The 19,287-nt window shown below is 65.2% G+C and carries 19 protein-coding genes and 1 pseudogene; 10 read left to right on the forward strand and 10 right to left on the reverse strand.

Going from position 1 to position 19,287, the window contains the following annotated elements; translation table 11 throughout:
- Nucleotides 1-38: 38 nt before the first annotated feature.
- Together W823_RS38305 and W823_RS38310 are read left to right on the forward strand one after the other, a co-directional pair.
- Nucleotides 39-728: a glycosyltransferase family 2 protein gene (locus W823_RS38305; RefSeq protein ID WP_023956349.1), complete on the forward strand. Its 690-nt coding sequence runs from the start codon at nucleotides 39-41 to the stop codon at nucleotides 726-728.
- A gap of 2 nt (nucleotides 729-730) precedes the next feature.
- Nucleotides 731-1,096 (forward strand): DUF2304 domain-containing protein, encoded by a 366-nt coding sequence (locus W823_RS38310; RefSeq protein WP_023956351.1) that lies wholly within the window; start codon nucleotides 731-733, stop codon nucleotides 1,094-1,096.
- On the opposite strand, the gene W823_RS38315 is transcribed toward W823_RS38310, so the two are convergent.
- The gene (locus W823_RS38315) at nucleotides 1,093-1,389 is read right to left on the reverse strand and encodes a helix-turn-helix transcriptional regulator (RefSeq protein WP_023956353.1); all 297 of its coding nucleotides are present in this window, start codon (nucleotides 1,387-1,389) and stop codon (nucleotides 1,093-1,095) included. The genes W823_RS38310 and W823_RS38315 overlap by 4 nt on opposite strands.
- Before the next feature lie 122 nt (nucleotides 1,390-1,511).
- On the opposite strand from W823_RS38315, the gene W823_RS38320 reads away from it, so the two are divergent.
- Genes W823_RS38320 through W823_RS38340 form a run of 5 tightly spaced genes read left to right on the forward strand, consistent with a single transcriptional unit; the run spans nucleotide 1,512 to nucleotide 6,271 of the window.
- Complete coding sequence (locus W823_RS38320) at nucleotides 1,512-3,080, forward strand: ABC transporter substrate-binding protein (RefSeq protein ID WP_023956355.1); 1,569 nt, start codon at nucleotides 1,512-1,514, stop codon at nucleotides 3,078-3,080.
- Entirely contained in the window at nucleotides 3,077-4,072 is a 996-nt protein-coding gene (locus W823_RS38325; protein ID WP_023956357.1) for an ABC transporter permease, read from the forward strand. The genes W823_RS38320 and W823_RS38325 overlap by 4 nt, the downstream gene beginning before the upstream one ends.
- A gap of 2 nt (nucleotides 4,073-4,074) precedes the next feature.
- The gene (locus tag W823_RS38330) at nucleotides 4,075-4,896 is read left to right on the forward strand and encodes an ABC transporter permease (RefSeq protein ID WP_031331784.1); all 822 of its coding nucleotides are present in this window, start codon (nucleotides 4,075-4,077) and stop codon (nucleotides 4,894-4,896) included.
- Nucleotides 4,890-5,660 (forward strand): ATP-binding cassette domain-containing protein, encoded by a 771-nt coding sequence (locus W823_RS38335; protein WP_023956361.1) that lies wholly within the window; start codon nucleotides 4,890-4,892, stop codon nucleotides 5,658-5,660. The genes W823_RS38330 and W823_RS38335 overlap by 7 nt, the downstream gene beginning before the upstream one ends.
- The gene (locus W823_RS38340; protein ID WP_023956363.1) at nucleotides 5,657-6,271 is read left to right on the forward strand and encodes an ABC transporter ATP-binding protein; all 615 of its coding nucleotides are present in this window, start codon (nucleotides 5,657-5,659) and stop codon (nucleotides 6,269-6,271) included. Before W823_RS38335 ends, W823_RS38340 begins: the two co-directional genes overlap by 4 nt.
- Nucleotides 6,272-6,276: 5 nt before the next feature.
- Here the strand turns inward: W823_RS38340 and W823_RS38345 are convergent, their stop codons facing one another.
- Both W823_RS38345 and rfbA read right to left on the reverse strand, forming a co-directional pair.
- Nucleotides 6,277-6,894, reverse strand: coding sequence for a dTDP-4-dehydrorhamnose 3,5-epimerase family protein (locus W823_RS38345; RefSeq protein ID WP_023956365.1), 618 nt, complete (start codon nucleotides 6,892-6,894; stop codon nucleotides 6,277-6,279).
- A 5-nt stretch (nucleotides 6,895-6,899) separates the two neighbouring features.
- A complete protein-coding gene (gene rfbA / locus W823_RS38350) occupies nucleotides 6,900-7,775 on the reverse strand; it encodes a glucose-1-phosphate thymidylyltransferase RfbA (protein WP_023956367.1) in 876 nt (291 codons plus the stop codon).
- Between the two features lie 83 nt (nucleotides 7,776-7,858).
- Here rfbA and rfbB point away from each other — a divergent pair, with 83 nt between their 5' ends.
- On the forward strand, nucleotides 7,859-8,863 hold the full coding sequence (gene rfbB / locus W823_RS38355; RefSeq protein WP_023956369.1) for a dTDP-glucose 4,6-dehydratase: 1,005 nt from the start codon (nucleotides 7,859-7,861) through the stop codon (nucleotides 8,861-8,863).
- A gap of 226 nt (nucleotides 8,864-9,089) precedes the next feature.
- On the opposite strand, the gene W823_RS38360 is transcribed toward rfbB, so the two are convergent.
- Nucleotides 9,090-10,022, reverse strand: coding sequence for an NAD-dependent epimerase/dehydratase family protein (locus W823_RS38360; RefSeq protein ID WP_023956371.1), 933 nt, complete (start codon nucleotides 10,020-10,022; stop codon nucleotides 9,090-9,092).
- Nucleotides 10,022-12,049: a DUF6541 family protein gene (locus W823_RS38365; RefSeq protein ID WP_023956373.1), complete on the reverse strand. Its 2,028-nt coding sequence runs from the start codon at nucleotides 12,047-12,049 to the stop codon at nucleotides 10,022-10,024. The genes W823_RS38360 and W823_RS38365 overlap by 1 nt, the downstream gene beginning before the upstream one ends.
- A 117-nt stretch (nucleotides 12,050-12,166) precedes the next feature.
- Between W823_RS38365 and W823_RS38370 the strand changes: the two genes are divergently transcribed.
- A complete protein-coding gene (locus tag W823_RS38370; protein WP_023956375.1) occupies nucleotides 12,167-12,709 on the forward strand; it encodes a GNAT family N-acetyltransferase in 543 nt (180 codons plus the stop codon).
- A 34-nt stretch (nucleotides 12,710-12,743) separates the two neighbouring features.
- On the opposite strand, the pseudogene cysC reads toward W823_RS38370, so the two are convergent.
- From cysC to W823_RS38395, 5 genes and pseudogenes are all read right to left on the reverse strand, one after another.
- Nucleotides 12,744-14,611, reverse strand: a pseudogene (gene cysC, locus W823_RS38375) (adenylyl-sulfate kinase).
- Nucleotides 14,611-15,537, reverse strand: coding sequence for a sulfate adenylyltransferase subunit CysD (gene cysD / locus W823_RS38380; protein WP_023956377.1), 927 nt, complete (start codon nucleotides 15,535-15,537; stop codon nucleotides 14,611-14,613). Before cysD ends, cysC begins: the two are co-directional and overlap by 1 nt.
- Complete coding sequence (locus tag W823_RS38385) at nucleotides 15,534-16,337, reverse strand: Stf0 family sulfotransferase (protein WP_023956379.1); 804 nt, start codon at nucleotides 16,335-16,337, stop codon at nucleotides 15,534-15,536. The genes cysD and W823_RS38385 overlap by 4 nt, the downstream gene beginning before the upstream one ends.
- 99 nt (nucleotides 16,338-16,436) lie before the next feature.
- The gene (locus W823_RS38390) at nucleotides 16,437-17,924 is read right to left on the reverse strand and encodes a cryptochrome/photolyase family protein (RefSeq protein ID WP_023956381.1); all 1,488 of its coding nucleotides are present in this window, start codon (nucleotides 17,922-17,924) and stop codon (nucleotides 16,437-16,439) included.
- Nucleotides 17,925-17,945: 21 nt separating this feature from the next.
- Nucleotides 17,946-18,512, reverse strand: coding sequence for a TetR/AcrR family transcriptional regulator (locus W823_RS38395; protein WP_023956383.1), 567 nt, complete (start codon nucleotides 18,510-18,512; stop codon nucleotides 17,946-17,948).
- A 292-nt stretch (nucleotides 18,513-18,804) separates the two neighbouring features.
- On the opposite strand from W823_RS38395, the gene W823_RS38400 reads away from it, so the two are divergent.
- Nucleotides 18,805-19,275, forward strand: coding sequence for a DUF1942 domain-containing protein (locus W823_RS38400; protein WP_152538014.1), 471 nt, complete (start codon nucleotides 18,805-18,807; stop codon nucleotides 19,273-19,275).
- The last annotated feature ends 12 nt before the right edge of the window (nucleotides 19,276-19,287 follow it).

Here is a 19,287-nt window from a genome sequence, read left to right on the forward strand (position 1 = left end):
GGCGTGGAGGTGGAACGATCACTGAGCCAGGTACTGCCGTGGGCAATTCAGATGTGTGGCTGATCGTTCCCGTCTTCAATGAAGCTCCGGTCATCCGATCGGTGGCCGGCGCGGCAAAACGGACCTTCCCGAACATCGTCTGTGTCGATGACGGCAGCAAAGACGGCTCTGCCGACGAAATACTCGCTGCCGGAGTACATCTGGTGCGACATCCGGTCAATCTCGGTCAGGGCGCGGCCATTCAGACCGGCGTGGAGTACGCGCGTGCCCAGCCGGGCGCCAAGTATTTTGTGACCTTCGATGCCGATGGCCAACACCAGGTGGACGACGTGGTGGCCATGCTGGACCGCCTGCGATCCGAGCCCCTGGACATGGTCATAGGCACCCGATTCGCCGACGACCGGAGCAAGAGCGTCCCGGTGGTCAAACGGATGGCGCTGCGCACCATAGTGTTTCTCAGCCCGCGTACCCGAAGGTTGGGTCTGACCGATGCTCACAACGGTCTTCGGGTCTTCAACGCCACGGTGGCCGCACAACTCGACCTGATCATGAACGGGATGAGCCACGCGTCGGAGTTCGTCGCACTCATCGACCATCATCAGTGGCGGGTTGCCGAACAACCGGTCACCATCCTGTACACCGAATACTCCATGGCCAAAGGTCAGTCGCTGCTCAACGGTGTGAACATCTTGACCGATGGCCTGCTTCACGGCCGGATGAGGCGGTAATCATGCTGGCCATTCAGATCATCCTGATCCTGTTTGTCATCGCGTTGGTCGGATACTTCATCACCCAGCGCGGCAACGCCAAGGCCTCGGCCTGGGTGAAGATCGCGTTTGTCGGCTTCCTGGCCTTCGGTGTGTACGCCTTGCTGCGGCCCGACGACCTCACCGTCATCGCCGGATGGGTGGGTGTCGGCCGTGGCACCGACCTGGTGCTCTATTGCCTGGTGGTGGCTTTCGCGTTCACCACCATCGGAACCTATCTGCGGTTTCGCGAACTGGAAGTGAAGTACGCGCGCCTCGCCCGGGCCATCGCTCTGCAGAATGCCGCCCTGGAGAACCGGAAAGCCGAACCCGGCGACGATCCGTTCTAGTGATGGTGTGCGCCCATCACGTCGTGCAGGATCCGGTGGACGATGGCGTCGGCGACCACACGGTAATGCACCGTCCGACCTGCCTTGGTGGTGGTCACCCAGCCCTGTGCACGTAGGGCGCGCAATGACTGCGAGGCCGCGTTCTCGGTGATCCGGGCGGCTGCGGCGAGTTCACTGACCGTTGCGTCCGGATGTTCATGCATGTGCGTGATCAGTCGTAGTCGCGTGGAATCGGACAGCAGCGCAAAGCGTTTAGCCCAATCGTCGATATCGGTGTGCTCGTGGTCGCCCATGTCCGCCCCCACGCTCTCGTGCTGCTGCCCCGTCTCGTCGGTGTTAGGCTACGGCACGTAAATGTGTCTGTGCAGACACATGTCGTGGGCGAGGGAGTCGATCGGTGCCACGCATTCGTCGAATGCCTCTGTTCCTGGCTCTCGTCTGCGTGGCATCGGTTGCGGCCGGATGTGCGTCGCCGAGCGAAGATCGCTCAGACCGCATCGTGCTGGCCGAGAGCCAGGAGCTCGGTGGATACAACCCGGTTGCAGGCTACGGCGAACTCGGTGTGTCCCCGCTGTACGACGGCCTGCTGCGCCCAGCGTCCGACACCGACACCACGCTGCCCGATCTGCTTCCGGCACTGGCGGTCGCGGAGCCGGTACCCCTCGGCGAGCAGCAATGGCGAGTGCAGCTGCGGACAGGCGTCACGTTCTCCGACGGATCGTCGCTGGACTCCTCCGATGTCGTCGCGACGTACAAAGCGGTGGTCAACCCACTGGTCGCCTCCGAGGTCGCGACCCACTTCCGCCCGATCACCGACATCCGCGCCGACGGTGCCGACGCCGTGGTCGTCACGATGGCCAACGACGCCGACCCGTCACCTCACCTGCTCCTGGGGATCGCGCCGTCGGAACGGATCGAGCAAGCACCCGTTGCCGACTGGGCGCTGAACACCGAACCCGTCGGTACCGGCCCCTACGAACTGACGAGCCTGCGTCCGGACCAAGCCGTGTTCACCGCCCGCGACGACTACTGGGGCCCTCGGCCACACGTGCGTTCGCTGGTGTTCACCCATACTCCCGACGACAACACCCGCGCCCAGCGCATCGTCGCCGGCGAGGTCGACGGCGCAAGCCTGCCGCCCGGGCTGCTCGGCGCGGTCGCCGGTCGCGAAGGAATCACGACCATCGGGGTCGCATCGGCGGACTGGCGCGGAGTGTCGCTGCCGCGCAACAACTCTTTCACCGCCGACCCGGTTGCGCGGACGGCGATGAATGTCGGCGTCGACCGGCAAACCATGATCGACGACGTACTGGCAGGCCACGGTCGGCCTGCGAGCACACCTGTCGCCGAAGTGTACGGCGACGCCTACGATCCCAGAGCTCAGTTCCCCCACGATGTCGACAGCGCCGCAGCCATGCTCGACCGCGCGGGCTGGCGGATGGGCACCGACGGCGTGCGGCAGAAAGACGGCAGCACAGCCCGTTTCGATCTCCTCTACAACGCACAGGACAGCCTGCGCCGTGATCTCTCGACAGCTTTCGCCGCGGCAATGGCACCGCTCGGCGTCGAGGTGCGGACACGAGGCACGAGCTGGGACGAGATCGACACCAGATTGGACACCGCGGCGGTACTCCTGGGCGGAGGCGAGACCCCCTACAGCATCGACTCTCAGGTGTACGACACGCTGCACACTCGGGTTCCGGACTCGTCCCCGTATGCGAACCCGGGCAACCTCACTCCCCCGGGTGTGGATCGATTGCTCGACGAGGCGCGGTCGGTCGGGCCGTCGCCCGACACCGACGCAAGATACCGAGACGTGCAGCAGCGGTACATCTCTGAACCGTCGTATGTGTTCCTGGCCTTCCTCGACCACACCTACGCCTACCGCGATCTCGGCTGGAACCAGACCGCACCGATCCTCGAGCCACATTCACACGGGGTCTCCTGGGGCCCCTGGTGGCATGTCGCCGGCTGGACCCGATGAACGCTGTCACCCGGTCGAGACTCGTACCCGCAGTTCGGCTTCTCGGCGTACGGGCGTTGGTTGCTCTGCCCGTGACACTGGCCGTGTCGGCGGCGATCTTCTTCATCGCCTCGCTCTCACCCCTGGACCCGCTGACCGTCTACCTCGGTGATGGATATCAATCCGCCACCCTGTCCCAGCGGACCGTAGTGCGTGAGGCATACAACACCGACGGCTCCTGGTACACCGCCTGGTGGGGGTGGTTCACCGAGCTGTGTCAGGGCAACCTCGGTTGGTCGTCCACGCAATCATTGCCGGTGTCAACCGTTCTCACCGAGCGAATGCCGTTCACCGTCGGATTGTCACTCGCCGCGATGGTTGCTTCCGCGCTGATAGGGATCCTGGGGGGCACTCTTGCCGGGATGCGCCGCGGCGGACCACTCGACCAGACGTGCTCGGCGTTGTCTGCGGCGCTGGCCGCCGTACCCCCCTTTGTGGTGTCGCTGGTATTGGTGTCGGTGGTCGCGGTGTCGTTGGGGTGGTTCCCCACGTCAGGGGCAGCCGCTCCCGGCGATCCGTACACCGCCCGGGGAATCCTCACCCACGGCTTCCTACCCTTTGTCGCGCTGACCATCTCGCAGATCCCTTGGCTGCTGCTGACCACGCGGACGGCCGTGGTCGAGGCATCGTCGTCGGACGCGGTGCGCGCGGCGAGGGCTCGCGGCCTGCACGGGTGGGCACTGCTGCGCGGCCACATCCTGCCGACATCCGTGGCACCTACCCTGGCCTTACTGGGCACCCGGCTGCCGGAGGTGATCGCCGGAGCCGCCATCGTGGAAACCGTCTTCGGCTGGCCGGGACTGGCATCGGTGCTCGTCGACTCCGCGGTGGCGCTGGACTTTCCGCTGCTGGCGGCGTTGACGGTCGGCGCGGCGTTTGCCGTATTGCTGGGTTCGGCAGCGGCAGATGCCGCGGCGACGGCCATCGATCCCCGGATCGGTGCGACGTCGTGACCATGGCCTCATACGCGACACCACTTCGCCGACAGTGGCCGTGGTTGTTGCTGATCCTCATCGCGACGTCGGCCGTGGTGATTCCCCTGCTCTCCAGTCCACCGGTCGCGGACTTCGGTGAGGCGTTGCGGGCGCCGGGCATCGGCCATCTGGGCGGTACCGACCATTCCGGGTACGACCTGCTCACCCGCACAGCCGATGGCCTTCGCATCTCGCTGACGATGGCAGCGGTGTGTGCGGTGGTGGCCACCGGGCTCGGCGTGCTGATCGGGGTGGGCTCGGTGGCGGCCGGCGGCTGGGTCGATGCCGTAGTGATGCGCGTGGTCGACGGGGTGAATGCTCTACCGCATCTGGTGCTCGGCATCGTGATCGCCGCGATGTGGCGCGGCGAACCACTGGCGATCATCGCCTCGATCGGCTTGACCCACTGGCCCGCGGTCGCGCGGGTGGTCCGGGCGGAATTACGGTCGGGGGCCGAAGCAGGGTGGGTACGGTCGGCTCGACTCGCCGGGGCGTCTCGCTGGTTCGTGGGACGACACCACCTCCTGCCCGCCGTCGGCGGGCAAGCACTTGTGGCGATGGTGATGCTGCTACCCCATGCGGTGTGGCACGAGTCCACGCTTTCCTTTCTCGGCGTGGGACTCTCGCCCGACCGCGCCAGCTTGGGCACGCTGCTCGGCCAGTCCCGCGGTGACGTGATGCTGGGCGCGTGGTGGACATTGGTGGTTCCCGCATCGGCACTTCTTGTCACCGCCCTGGCAGTCGCCGCCGGAGGTTCCGGATTGCGTCGACGACTCCAGCCACCAGGAGGTCAGGTGTGGTGACCGACTTGGCTGCCCGGCTGGATGGATTCGGCGTTCGCATCGCGACCCGTGAGCGGGAGACTGCGACGGTCACCGGCCTCGACGGCGTCGACCTGGACGTCGTCGCGGGCGCGGTGACGGCCTTGGTCGGTGAGTCCGGATGCGGCAAATCGCTGGTGGCGCTTGCACTGTGCGGGCTGCTGCCACCGGGGTCCGCAACTCGGGGACGGCTGCACGTGGCGGGCCACGAGGTGACCGACGCGGACGAGAAGACGTGGCGGGGACTCCGAGGACATGCCGTCGGCCTGGTCCCGCAGTCTCCGGCGACGTCGTTCACCCCTGTCCGCACCATCGGATCGCAGATTGCCGAAGTGGTACAGGCACTCGACAGTGACCGCAGTGCAATCGAATTGGCGGCGCTGGCAGGGCTCCCCGACGACGCCCTCGAACTGTTCCCACATCAATTGTCGGGCGGGATGGTGCAGCGCGCCGCGATCGCAGCTGCGCTCGCCGGCCGACCGGCCGTACTGCTCGCCGACGAGCCGACATCCGCACTCGACACCGAGCTCGCCGAGATGGTGTGGACATTGCTGCGCAGCATCGCCGATGACGGTGCCGCCGTCCTGGTCATCACCCACGACATCGCATCGCTGATCGCGTCGGGCGTCTGCGACTCCCTCGCGGTGATGCGGCGAGGACGGATCGTCGCGCAGGACTCCCCACACCGTGTCCGGCAAGCAGCCGATGAACACACGCAGAAGCTGTTCACGGGGGTATCCCGATGATCACCGCCCGTGCCATCGGAGTGCGGTTCGGAGGCGCCACGGTGTTGAGCGACATCGACTTCGACGTCGCGCCCGGCCGTGTCAGCGGGATCATCGGTCGCTCGGGCAGCGGGAAGACCACACTGCTGCAGGTTCTCGCCGGGATCCGCCCACCCGATGCAGGCGTGGTGCGGTTCGCCGGGAAAGCCCGTGCGCCTCGCGGATCGGTCGCGATGATCGATCAGCACCCGCGATTGGTCTGCAATCCCCGGTGGACGTTGTCGCAGATCATTCGCGAACCCGCCGACATCATGCGGCGTCCGGTCGACCCCGTCAGCCACGCCGAACGCACCGGGCTGGACCCGGAGCTGTTGGGCCGCTTCCCATCACAGGTCAGCGATGGCCAGCTTCAACGCGCCTGTCTTGCCAGGGTGCTTGTCCAAGAGCCGACGTACCTGCTCTGCGACGAGCCCACCGCCATGCTCGACCCCATCGCCGCCGCCGACGTGGCGTCGCTGTTGAGATCCATTGCCGCAGAAGGGGTGGGCATGGCTTTGGTCAGTCACGACCGCACTCTGGTGGAGCAGATGTGCTCGACGATCACAACACTGCCCGGTCCCGGCTACTCCTGAATCACTCAGGTGGTGAGACCACGGATGTAGCCGATGACGTCGGTGTACTGCGGAAGCAGGCCACTCGCCTCGGCTTCGGCGAGCGTCGGCGCGGCAGTGTCCTTGTCCGACAGGGTGAAAGTGAGAGCCGAGCCGTCGCGGGCTGTGGTGGGGAACTCGATGCCGATGGCCGGGTCCAACGGGTTGATGCCGTGTTCACCGGCGGGGTTGTATCCGGTCGAGCACAGATAGGTGACAACGGAGTTGTCCTCGAGCGCCACAAACGCGTGCCCGAGTCCTTCGCCGATGTAGAGCGCCCTACGGTCGACGTCGTCCAGCAGTGCGCCGTCCCAGGCACCGAATGTCGGTGAGCCGACGCGGATGTCCACCACCACGTCGAAGATCGCCCCTTTGGGGCAGCTGACGTACTTCGCCTGTCCCGGTGGCACATCGGCGAAATGCACGCCCCGCAGCACGCCGGCGGCGGACACAGAGAGGTTGGCCTGCTGGAGGTCGAAGGGATGCCCGATCACCTCCGCCAGCAGGTCACCGCGGAATGCCTCCATGAAAAGGCCACGCGGGTCGCCGAACTTCTTCGGGGTGATCTCCCAGGCGCCATCGATGGACAGGGGCTCGATCAGCATGTTCTCTACAGTTCCTTGCCGCGTTCGAGGAGATCGATCAGGTACGTCCCGTATCCCGACTTGAGCAAGGTCTGGGCGCGAGCCCGCAACTGCTCGTCGTCGATGAAGCCGCGCCGCCAGGCAACCTCTTCGGGCACAGCGATTTTCAGGCCTTGACGTTCTTCGACGGTGCGGACGAAGTTGCCGGCGTCGAGCAGTGAGTCGAAAGTCCCGGTGTCGAGCCACGCGGTGCCCCGGGGCAGCACCTCGACGTGCAGCAGGCCCTTGTCGAGGTATGCCCGGTTGACGTCGGTGATCTCGTACTCGCCACGGGCACTCGGCTGCAGCCCCGATGCGATCTCCACGACGTTGTTGTCATAGAAGTACAGGCCCGGAATCGCGAAGTTGGACCGAGGATGTTCGGGCTTCTCCTGGAGGTCGATGGCCTTGCCGTCGCTGTTGAAATCCACCACTCCGTAGGCCTCGGGATTGCGGACCCAGTAGGCGAACACCGCGCCGCCCTCGATGTCGTGGAACCGGTTGAGCTGCGAGCCCAGCCCGGGTCCGTAGAAGATGTTGTCGCCGAGGACCAGCGCCACCGACTCCGACCCGATGTGATCAGCACCCAGAACAAACGCCTGTGCCAACCCGTCCGGACTCTCCTGCACCTTGTACGTCAAAGAGATCCCGAATTGACTGCCGTCCCCCAGGAGGTTCTGAAAAGCAGACGAGTCGTGCGGCGTGGTGATCACCAGGATCTCGCGGATGCCCGCCAGCATCAATGTGGTCAGCGGGTAGTAGATCATCGGCTTGTCATAAACGGGGACGAGTTGTTTGCTGACACCTTGCGTGATGGGATGCAGACGACTTCCGGTGCCCCCCGCCAGGATGATTCCGCGCATATGTGACACCTTAGGCCCCAGGCGCTCGGCCTACCCGATGAGCTGCCGATCGGTAGGGTTGCAGCAGCGAATGGAGGATTGACATGCGGGTACTGATCACCGGTGGCGCCGGTTTCATCGGCGCCAACTTCGTGCACCGGACCCTTGCGACCAGGCCGGATGCCCGGGTACGGGTGCTGGACGCGATGACGTACGCAGCGAACAGGCAATCGCTGGCATCGGTGTCCGATCAGATCGAATTGATCGAAGGAGACGTCGCCGACTCCGCTTTGGTGAACCAATTGGTCGGCGAAAGTGATCTTGTCGTCCATTTCGCCGCCGAATCGCACAATGACAATTCTTTGGCCGACCCATCGAGTTTTGTTCACACCAATCTCGTCGGCACATTCTCGATTCTCGAGGCGGTGCGTGCGCATGACGTGCGTTACCACCACATCAGCACCGACGAGGTGTACGGCGATCTCGAACTCGACGACCCCGCACGCTTCACCGAGCAGACCCCCTACAACCCGTCGAGCCCGTACTCGTCGACCAAAGCAGGCAGCGACCTTCTGGTCCGGGCCTGGGTGCGCTCGTTCGGAGTGCAGGCCACCATCTCCAACTGTTCCAACAACTATGGCCCGTACCAGCACATCGAGAAGTTCATCCCTCGCCAGATCACCAACGTGCTCAGCGGGATTCGCCCCAAGCTCTACGGGCAGGGCACCAACGTGCGGGACTGGATCCACGTCAACGACCACAACGACGCGGTGTGGACCATCATCGACAAGGGGCAGATCGGCGAGACCTACCTCATCGGCGCCGACGGTGAAGCCGACAACCGCACCGTCATCGAGACGATCCTCGAACTGCTCGACCAGCCCAAGGACGCATTCGACTTCGTGACCGACCGGCCCGGCCACGACATGCGTTACGCCATCGACTCCACCCGTCTGCGCACCGAACTGGGCTGGCAGCCCAGGTTCACCGACTTCCGGTCCGGGCTCGCCGACACGGTGGCGTGGTACCGCGACAACACCGACTGGTGGCAGCCCCTCAAGGAGGCGACCGAGAGCAAGTACGCCACCACCGAACGCGTAGTTGGTTGATCCGCCGACCGGGCCGATAACGCCGTCGACCGGGCCCAAACATCCATCGAGTGGGCCAAAACCTCCGCCGAGTGGGCCAAAACCTCCGCCGAGTGGGCCCATATCGTGATCGAGCGGGCCAATGTCGAGATCCTAATGAGAAAAACGTAGCCAGAAGTGCGGACAACGGCCCGATCGAAGCGAATATCGGCCCGGTCGACGGCGACAACGGCCCGGTCGACGGAGGTCAGTTGGCGCGGAAGTACTCGACGGTGCGCCGAACTCCTTCGGCCAGCGACACCTGCGGGTACCAGCCGAGTACGGTGCCCGCGAGTGAACCGTCGATGGATGAGTCCCGGACGTCACCGAGCCGGGCCGGTTCGTAGACCGGTTCGTCGGGAGCTTGTGCGGCCTCGGCGACCAGGGTGTGCAGCGCCCGATCTGATGTGGCCGCCCCGGTGCCGACGTTGAAGCGCTGACCGCCACCGAGTTCGCCGCCGGCCAGCACAAAGGCTTGCACAACGTCGTCGACATAGACGTAGTCGCGGGTGTTGCCACCGTCACCGAACAGCTTGGTAATGCTGCCCGACAACAGGTTCCGCGCAAAGATGGCGACCACGCCGGCTTCGCCGTGTGGATCCTGCCGCGGCCCGTACACATTCGCGGGGGCGATGTGGGTGCAGTCCAATCCGTACAGCGAGCGGTACATGTTCAGGTACACCTCACCGCTGACCTTGGCGGCCGCGTAGGGGCTCATCGGCGCAACCGGTGCTGATTCCGCCACCGGTAGGTGCTCGGGCGACCCGTAGATGGATCCTCCGGAGGAGGTGAACACGATCTTGCGCACTCCCGCCCGCCGGGCGGCCTCGGCGAGCCGTACGGTCCCGACAACATTGACCTGGGCATCGGCAACCGGATCGGTCACCGAGGCGCGCACGTCGATCTGGGCAGCGAGATGGAAGATCACCTCGGGTTGTGCTTGCGCCACAACCGTTTCCAGGTCCGTAACGGTGAGATCGCCCTCGACGATCCGACATCCGCGTTCGACGGCGCCGTTCAGGTTGGACCGGCTACCCCGCGAGAAGTCGTCCAGAGCGACAACCTCGTGGCCGTCGGCCAACAGCCGATCGACAAGCGTCGAGCCGATGAACCCGGCGCCGCCGGTGACCAAGGTGCGCATCACTTCTCGCCTTTCCGTATTGCGTCCGCGACCTCATAGATCGTCACGTTGCCCTGCCGATAGACCTCTCGCAGACCGGGCGCACCGTTCTCGCGCAACGGGAGGAAGGGGTCACCGAACCGGCCTTCCGCGAGATTGGGTGCGCCGTTCTGGAACCACCAATAGCTCGGCGGCGCGTCGATCACGTACCTGATGTTCAGGTCCCGAACAATCTGGTCGATACGCGGGTCCGCGCCGATCCGGGCAACGTTCCAGTACAGATCCGACTGACGTTGGCTGAAGTCGTTTGCCCGGTAGAACGGAAACAGCGGGGTCAGATCGGCCACCGGGTACATCCATCCGCTGCCCTGGTCGAGGTTGTTGAGGATGACGGTGCTGCGCGCCTCCGGCTGCTGCGCCAACCATCGGTAGGCCTCGACGTCCTCGACACCCACATAAGCGCCACTTCGGTACTGGACGGCGATCTTCCCGTTGTCGGCGTACCGTACGGCGCCCGCGCCGGCGACGATGAGCAAACCCACCAGTGTCAGCGCAGGCAGCGCGAGCCGGTTTCGCTGCCAAACCGTCTTCTGGGCCAGCAGCCGCGCGACACCGAGAACCAGCACCCCGAGCCCGATCCCCGCGGCGACCGCGGTGAACATCGAGACCACGAAGGTCAGCCGGTGTGGCGAGTTGTAGAAGTATCCACCCAAGGCGCCGAACAACTTCGACGGCAACCCGCCGAGGTCGTAGACCGCGTTCGCCGTGGTGACGATGAACGCCAGCCAGGCAGCGACCACAGCCCAGTTGCGCGACCACACGAGCCAGCCGAGCCCGATCGCCGCCGGGATCAGCAAGTACAGCAACGGGTACTGATGGCCGAGCAGATCGGTCCCGTTGAACGCGGCGCGCACAAATGCCTTTGCCACGGAGGCATTTTCATCGCGGAAATCGAAGCCGGAGAGCTCGTTGTTCTCCGAGATCTTCAGGGTGCCGATGATCACCGGGCTGATCAGCACCAGTGCGCCCGCACCGATCGCCGCGAGCGTCGCGACATCACCACCCCGACCACGTACCGGCTTCCACAATGCCTGCAGCAGCCACCAGGATCCGACGATCACCACCATCACCACCAGCCCCGACGGGTGGGTGGCTGCGGTACCGGCGATCGCGAGCACAGCCGCGAGCACGCGGCGACGATCGCCGACCGCACTGATCACGAGCACCGCGGTGATCGGCGCCAAGGAGACGCCGACCGCATTGGGGACTGCCGTGAAGGCGAGTTCCACGTAGGGCAACGACGGGAAAACGGCCGTGACCGCGGCGGCAAGAGCTGCAAAGACTGCGCTCCGGTCCGGATCGAATCGCTTGCGGCCCAGCCAATATGCGAGCGACCCGATACTGATCGGCAAGGTGAACGCCAGTGACGCCGGGGAGTAGATGTTGTACAACTCCACGGTGTTGGCACCGGTCAACGAGTAGAGCAGAGCGCCCAGGTCGTGCCACGTGTTCGGGTAGTAGTTGAATCCGTGCGTGTCGTAGTTCATCAGCTCGCCCATGTGAAGCGACGACCCGTCGCCGGTCTCATGGATCCACTGCAGAGCATCGGCATGCCACAAGGCGTCCCACACCTGCGAGATGTTGTTCAGTCCGAAGAACGTGGTGCCGATCAGTCGCCGGATCGACGTCAGGACGATGATCAGCGCGCCCAGCAGCACACCGGCGGCAACGGTCAACAGGGCCGGGCGACTGATCGGGCGTACCTCGGCGACGGCCGCCGGCGCCAGGGACCCGAATCGGCGGGTTCCGAGGTCCCACCCCCACGCCACCAACCAGGACACTCCCACCATCACGGCAGCCGTCCCGACGTTCCACGGGATGGACAGCGCCCCGTAGAGCACGGTGAAGATGCCGATCATGCCGAATGTGAGCGGCGCACCAGCGGCGACCGCCACCGGCCACGGCAATGACATCCGCCGTCCGACCAGGGCCCCGGGCACGATCAGGATCACCGCGGTGACGACCGTGATCCACGCGGCCAAAAGCATGCATTCCCTTTTCGTTGGCTGGGGCGGCCGGCAAGACGGCCGGGGACGTTGCTTCTGCACCTTAGTGGAGGTGTGTGAGACGCCGCGCCCCCGCCACTCGCCACTACCGTGGAACACATGGACTGGCCTCGGCACATCCCCACACTGACCGATCAGGTGATCACCCTCCGGCCCTTCGTACACGACGACATCAACGCCGTACTCGCAGCCAGCCAGGACCACGCGACCGCCGAGTTCACCGTGGTTCCGAGTCCGTACACCGAGGCCGACGCCCGCGACTTCGTCGAGGATCGGTCGGTCAAGGTGTGGCCGGGATTCGACGTCGCGATCGTCGATCGTGACGACGCGTTCCTCGGTGTGTGCGGTCTGCGGGCCAAGGACGACGACGCTGTCACCGAGATCGGGTACGCGGTGGCTCCCTGGGCACGCGGCGCCGGTGTCGCCACCAGGGCGACCCGGCTGCTCATCGAGTTCTCCTGGCAGATCGGGGCAGTCCGGGTGGAACTGGACGCCTACACGGAGAACAAGGCGTCACGCGCCGTCGCCCGCAAGTGTGGGTTCACCCAGGAGGGTGTTCTCCGATCGGCAGCACCGGGCAAGAACGGTCGCAGGCACGACCTCGTCGTCTTCGGTCTCCTGAAGACCGACGAGGTGACCTGAACCCCAAAACCCAGAGCTCGCCGGCAGGCGGGGATCAGACGCTTGCGTGCTCGCGATCGGCGAGGATCTCCAGGATCTGCCTCACCAGTTCGTCGGCATCGGCGCCGGTCGTATCGATCACCAGATCCGGGTTCTCCGGCGCCTCGTACGGCGTGTCGATGCCGGTGAGTCCCTTGAGTTCGCCCGCCCGTGCCTTCGCGTAGAGCCCCTTCGGATCGCGACGCTCACACTCGGCCAGCGGCGTGGCCACATGGACTTCGATGAACGGGAGATCGGCGGCGGCCGTCAGTGCCCGGGGGATCTCCCGGTCACTACGCAGCGGCGACACCAACGATGCGATCGCGACCACCCCGGCATCGGCGAAGAGCCTGGTCAGATGCCCGACACGGCGGATGTTCTCGGCCCTGTCCCCGGCCGAGAACCCGAGGTCGTCCGACAGCCCGTGGCGCACGTTGTCGCCGTCGAGCAGATAGGCCACCCGACCCGACTCGACCAGTGCACGCTCGAGTGCAACCGCGACGGTCGACTTGCCCGACGCCGGCAGGCCGGTGAGCCAGATGACCGCTCCCCGCTGACCGACCGCACTCCACCGATGGGTGCGTTCGAGGGAGGACGGATGCCACTTGATGTCGTTGCGTGTCCGGGCGCCGGCTTGACCTCCCGGGGCTCGGTGATGGTGCCGGCGCCCACCGTGTCGTTGGAGTTCTCGTCGATGAGGATGAACGCACCGACATCGCGGTTGTCCGCGTACGGATCGGCCACCACGATAGAACTGGTGCGCAACGTCACCGTGCCGACGTCGTTCAGCGCGAGTTCCACGGGATGCGGATCCTCGCCCAGTGTCTCGGGATCCAGTCGACTGTGCAGCTCCTGAACCGTGGCGCGCACCGTGCGCGTCGCCTGCTTCAGCGCGATCCGGTCGCCCGCACGAAGCGGCGTCTCCGAGAACCAGCAGACCGTGACGTCGAGCTCACGGGCGGCGACCGGTAGGTGCGCATCCGGTGACCCACTGACGATCATGTCGCCGCGGCCCACGTCGATCTCGTCGGCCAGTTCCACCGACACCGACAACGGCGCGACGGCCACGCTGCGGTCGTCGTCGAGGGTGTCGAGTGCGGTGACGCGACTCTTCGAACCCGACGGCAGCACCACGATCGGATCACCGACCTGCAGGGTGCCCGCAGACAACCGGCCCGTGTAGCGACGACGCTCCCCGGCCGCCGGCCGCGACACCCACTGCACCGCAAGACGCACCTCGGTCGGTTCGGCGGCGGGCGCCTTCAACTCGACGGCCTCGAGGAACTCCAGCAACGTCGGACCGGTGTACCAGGGTGTGTTGGTCGAACGGGTCACGACATTGTCGCCGAGCTTGGCGGCCAGAGGAACAACGGTGAGGTTCTGGACACCCAAACGTTGTGCGAGCACGTGCAATTCGGCTTCGACCTCGGCGAAACGCTCTTCGCTGTAGTCGACCAGGTCGATCTTGTTGACCGCCGCGACCAGGTGGGGCACCCGGAGCAACGTGGCGATGCGGGCGTGGCGACGGGTCTGACGAACCACGCCCGCACGGGCGTCCACCAGCAGCACCGCCACGTGTGCGTTGGACGCACCGGTGAACATGTTTCGCGTGTACGCCTCGTGACCGGGGGTATCGGCGAGGATGAAATTGCGTGTGGCCGTGGAGAAAAAGCGGTAGGCCACGTCTATGGTGATGCCCTGCTCGCGTTCGGCCCGCAGACCGTCGGACAGGGCGGCGAGGTCGGCAACACCTTCGGTGTCGGTGACCGATTCGAGGTGATCGAGCGGCAGACTGTCGGTGTCGTGGAGCAACCGGCCGATCAATGTGCTCTTACCGTCGTCCACCGAACCAGCGGTGGCGAGCCTGAGCAGTTGGCGAGTCATCAGAAGTACCCCTCCCGTTTGCGGTCTTCCATGGCCGCGGCGGACGTGCGGTCGTCTGCGCGGGTCTCGCCGCGCTCGGACACGGTGGATGCCGAGATCTCGGTGACCACATCGGCGATCGTGGTGGCCCGTGACCGGACCGCTCCGGTGATGGTCAGATCGCCGACCGTGCGATAGCGCACCCATTCGACGGAGGCCGACTCCCCTTCGGCCGGACTGGTGAATTCCGAAGTGGCGAGCAGGATTCCGTCACGCTCGAACACCTCGCGCTCATGGGCGAAGTAGATCGGCGGCAACTCGAGGCCTTCCAGCTCGATGTACCGCCAGATGTCGAGTTCGGTCCAGTTGCTCAGCGGGAAGACGCGGACCTGTTCGCCCCTGCGGATGCGCCCGTTGTAGAGCGACCATGGTTCGGGTCGCTGTGCCCGCGGGTCCCATTGACCGAACTCGTCGCGGAAGCTGAGCACACGCTCCTTCGCCCGAGCGCGTTCCTCGTCGCGCCGCGCGCCGCCGAACGCCGCATCGAACTTGCCTGCCTCCAGTGCGTCGAGCAGAGTCCTCGTCTGCAGGCGATTGCGCGAGCCGGCCGGTCCGCCGACCTCCTGCACCCGCCCGGAGTCGATCGACTCCTGCACCGAACCGACGATCAGCTTGTGCCCGCCCTCGGCGAGACGCCGGTCGCGGAAGTCGATGACCTCAGGAAAATTGTGCCCGGTGTCGACGTGCAGTACCGGAAACGGCAATGGCGAAGGCCGAAAGGCCTTCTCTGCCAGCTGGAGCAGCACGATCGAGTCCTTACCCGCCGAGAAGAGCAAGACCGGTCGCTCGAGTTCGGCCACCACCTCACGGATGATGTGCACCGCCTCGGCTTCGAGAACTCGCAGCTCATCGACGTGGGTCACGTCGGCGGTGATCTGCGTTGTCATACTGGCAACCCCCTTTGTCGGGCCTCGGCGCGGTATCGCTCTACCCATTCACCGGACCGGTTGTTCGCTTGACGTTCCAGCACCGGCGGCGGCGCTGCGGCAGGGTCGAGATCGAGGGCGGAAAGGATCCGCGCCGTGACCCCGGTGGAGTCCTTCGCCAGCTCGCTGTAGTCGACCTCGAACGGCGTGATCGACTCCTGCTCGAACCAGTTGCGCCAGCCGCGCTCCTGCTCGCGGAGGATCGTGACCAGGTGCGCGATACCGTCTGCGTTGTACTGCGCCGCCGCATCGACCTCTGGTTCTGCGTGTCCCCGCCACACCTGCGTCTGCACGGCACGCCAGAACGACACCGCCTGCGACACGACGTCCGGCCGGTTCACCTTGATGTACAGCGGTTCCTCGCCGATGACGTCGGCGATGGCGGATCGGAGGTCACCACCGGATCGGCCCGTGAGGCCTTGCGCCCGGTCGATCACCAGCGAAACCTGATTCCACATAAGCTTGCCGCCCCAGACTCCGTTGGGGGTGCGCGCCTCCCGCGCGATGCGCTCACGCCATTGGTCGCTGGTCTCGGTGCTCGGCGTGCCCGTCCGCAGCGGGGCCAGCAGGGCGAGCACGGCGGGATCGGTGACCTCGGCGAACCACTGGCGCGGTTGCGGCGGCAGAGAGGTCGACGGCAGGTACTGGAAGAACTCCTCGGGTTCACCGGCAATCTTGCTGGCCCGCAACGATTCGACGAGGAGGGTGCTACCGCTGCGTTGTGATGCGCATACGAGGTAGGAGCTCGGAGCGGAAGCCATGGATTCGAATATAGAGATCACACCGTGTGGGTTCCCCAGCCGCGACGGCTGATATTCACCACGATTCCAACCGTTGACAGCTTTCGGCGATTGTGTCGGTCAGAATCGGTCCCGGTGGCGCTCCTGTTCGAGGACGGCGTCGAGATCGGCAAGTCGTTCCATCGACGCCACGGCCCGCCGCGTTCGCATGTTCTTGGCGAGCCGATCACGGTGGCGATGGGTGAAGGCCCAGTAGCCGGCGGTGAACGGGCACGCGTCCGCGCCTATCCGCTTGCGCGGATCGAACTCGCAGTCCTTGCAGAAGTCGGACATCTTGTTGATGTAGGCGCCGCCCGAACTGTACGGCTTGGTCGCCATCTTGCCGCCGTCGGCGTGCTGACTCATGCCCACCACGTTGACCGGCATCACCCATTCATAGCCGTCCACGAAGTTGGCCGTATACCAGCGGGTGAGCTCATCCGGGTCGTAACCCTGTTGCAGCGCATGGTTTCCCAGCACCATCAACCGCGGGATGTGGTGGACCCATCCTCGGTCGTGGACGCCACCCAGAGCGTCGGAGAGGCACTTGGCCGTCACCGCGCCGGCATCAAGATCGCGGAACCAGTCGGGCAACGGCCGATGCGCGTTCAGTTCGTTGTTCGCGGTGCGGTAGTCGCGACCGAAATGCCAGTACAGATGCCAGACGAACTCACGCCACCCCAGGATCTGCCGGATGAACCCCTCGGCGGAGGCCAACGGGACCGACCCCTCACGGGCGGCGGCTTCGGCGGCATGAACCGCGTCCAGCGGGTGTATCAGCGACAGATTGAGCGGCACCGACAACAGCGAATGGGACATCGACCAGTCCCCACCCATCATCGCGTCCTCGTATGGTCCGAAATCTGCCAGCCGATGGTCGATGAAGGTCTCGAGAGCAGATTGCGCCTCCGCCGCGGTCACCGCGAACAACCGCGGCCCGTCGACACCCGACCACGATGCGTCGAGTGCGTCGAGGTCGGCGCGTACCTGCTCGTCGATCCCGTCCTCTTCCGGCCACCAGGGATCGGGCACTCCCAGCGTCGGCGTCTTGGGCGGCGACTTCCGGTTGTCGTGGTCGTAGTTCCACGCCCCACCCATCGGTTGATCGCCGTCCATCAGGATGTCGAAACGCGTGCGCTGATCGCGGTAGAACATCTCGAGGCGAAAGCGTGAACTGTTCCCCGCCCACTGTTCGAAGTCACTTCTGGGCAGAGCGAACGACGGGTTGGGCAGAACCTCTTCGACAAGGCCTTCCGCTTCGAGGCGATGCACGAAGTCGTGAGCGGCCCACGAGGTCGGCTCATGCACCACCACCGGTCGGCCGAACTCGACGAGGGCGTCGCGGTACCCGGGCGCCTTCAGATAGTGCGCGCGATCGCCGAGGTCATCGGCCAGGTGCCGCATCCCCGACAGCAGCAGATGCGCCTTCTGCCGATGGCCTGCCCGTCTCCGCAAGGCAGCGGTGGACTCGATGAGGACCACCTCCCGTCCGAGATGGCCCTCGGCGGAGTGGATATGGGGACCGAGTTGGTCGGCAAACAACCACAGCGGCGCCGAAGAATCGCTCACCTCGTCCAGCGTACGGTTTGCTCAGCGGCGGGCCACGGAATCGACGATCTGGTCGATGAAACCGGGCGTCACATCAAGACGCTGCATCGCGGTTCGATAGATGATCGGCCCAAGGGTTCTTGCCACCACGTCTGTCCGATCGAGTTCTTGATCCAGTTCGCCACGCTCGACGGCCTGGTCGATCATCCCTTCCATCACCCGGTAGGTCCGCTCGATGAGCTCGGCACCGAGGTCGGCGATCACCGTGTGATTGTCGGCCTCGGCGATCATCAAGGCGATGAATTGCCGACTGGTCGGCAGGGCCAATTCCGCAGCGGCGTGCGTGAGCTGATTTCGCAGCCACTCGTCGAATGGTTCGTCGCCGGGCTGCATGATCGTCTGATCGATGTCGCGCAGGGTGTCGACGAGCAGGTCCAGCGTGGTCGGCCAGTGACGGTAGATCGTCGCCCGACCCACCCCCGCCTTGAGCGCGACACGCTGATGCGTCAGCCCCGAGGCGCCTTCCTCCTCGAAGATGCGGTGCATCGCCTCGATGACCACTTGTCGTGTGCGGGTGATCCGCGCATCGACGGCCGGTTGTTCAGTCACGTATCGAGCATATGCGAGTGGCAGTGTCCGATTGTTACGCAAACGAATGTTTGTGAAGTCGGCAACTATATTTCACTTTCTTTTGTCGGCCCCATCGAGAAATGTTGGCAGACTCCCCGTACTCTCATCTGAACGCGTTCGACCGGCGACAACAAAGAACGCCCTGCCGAAAAAGAAGAGAATTGTGCGAGACGATCAACACGAACGGAATGTGATTGCAACCGTTCTCACATATGCATTTGTTCTCTTGATACTGGGCGGCGGAACCGCCGTCACTCTTGCACTCATTCAAGTGACACCGGAGAACCGTTCACCCGCGGTCGCCGACAGCAGGTCGATTGCATCGCTCATCGCCGGGGCGCCACAGACCCACCAACTGGGTGACGCCGTGGTGGTCGACACCGGCGGCGCCGAACTCAGGATCACACTGGACAACGTGCGCGCGGGCGCCGAGGGAGCAGACTGTTCGGGCGGCTCGCTCCACGTCGTGGACGCCACGGTCCAATCGGTGCGCGGCACCGCACTTCTCGAGCCCGCAGAGCTCACTGCACGCACGTCCGGTGGGAGCCAATTGACAACCGTCGCAACATCACTCGAGCACCCGCTGGAAGCGACAACCCTCACCCAGAACGACGTGGCCACGGGATCTGTCGCGTTTGTGCTACCCCCTGGCGAGACGATCGTTGCCCTGTCGTTCGCAGGCGGTTCCGAAGTGGCGACCTGGGCGGTGCCCGATGACACCTCCGGACCGCTCGAGCCCTGACGTCAACTCGAA

The organism is Williamsia sp. D3, assembly GCF_000506245.1.
GTDB classification, from domain to species: Bacteria; Actinomycetota; Actinomycetes; order Mycobacteriales; family Mycobacteriaceae; genus Williamsia; species Williamsia muralis.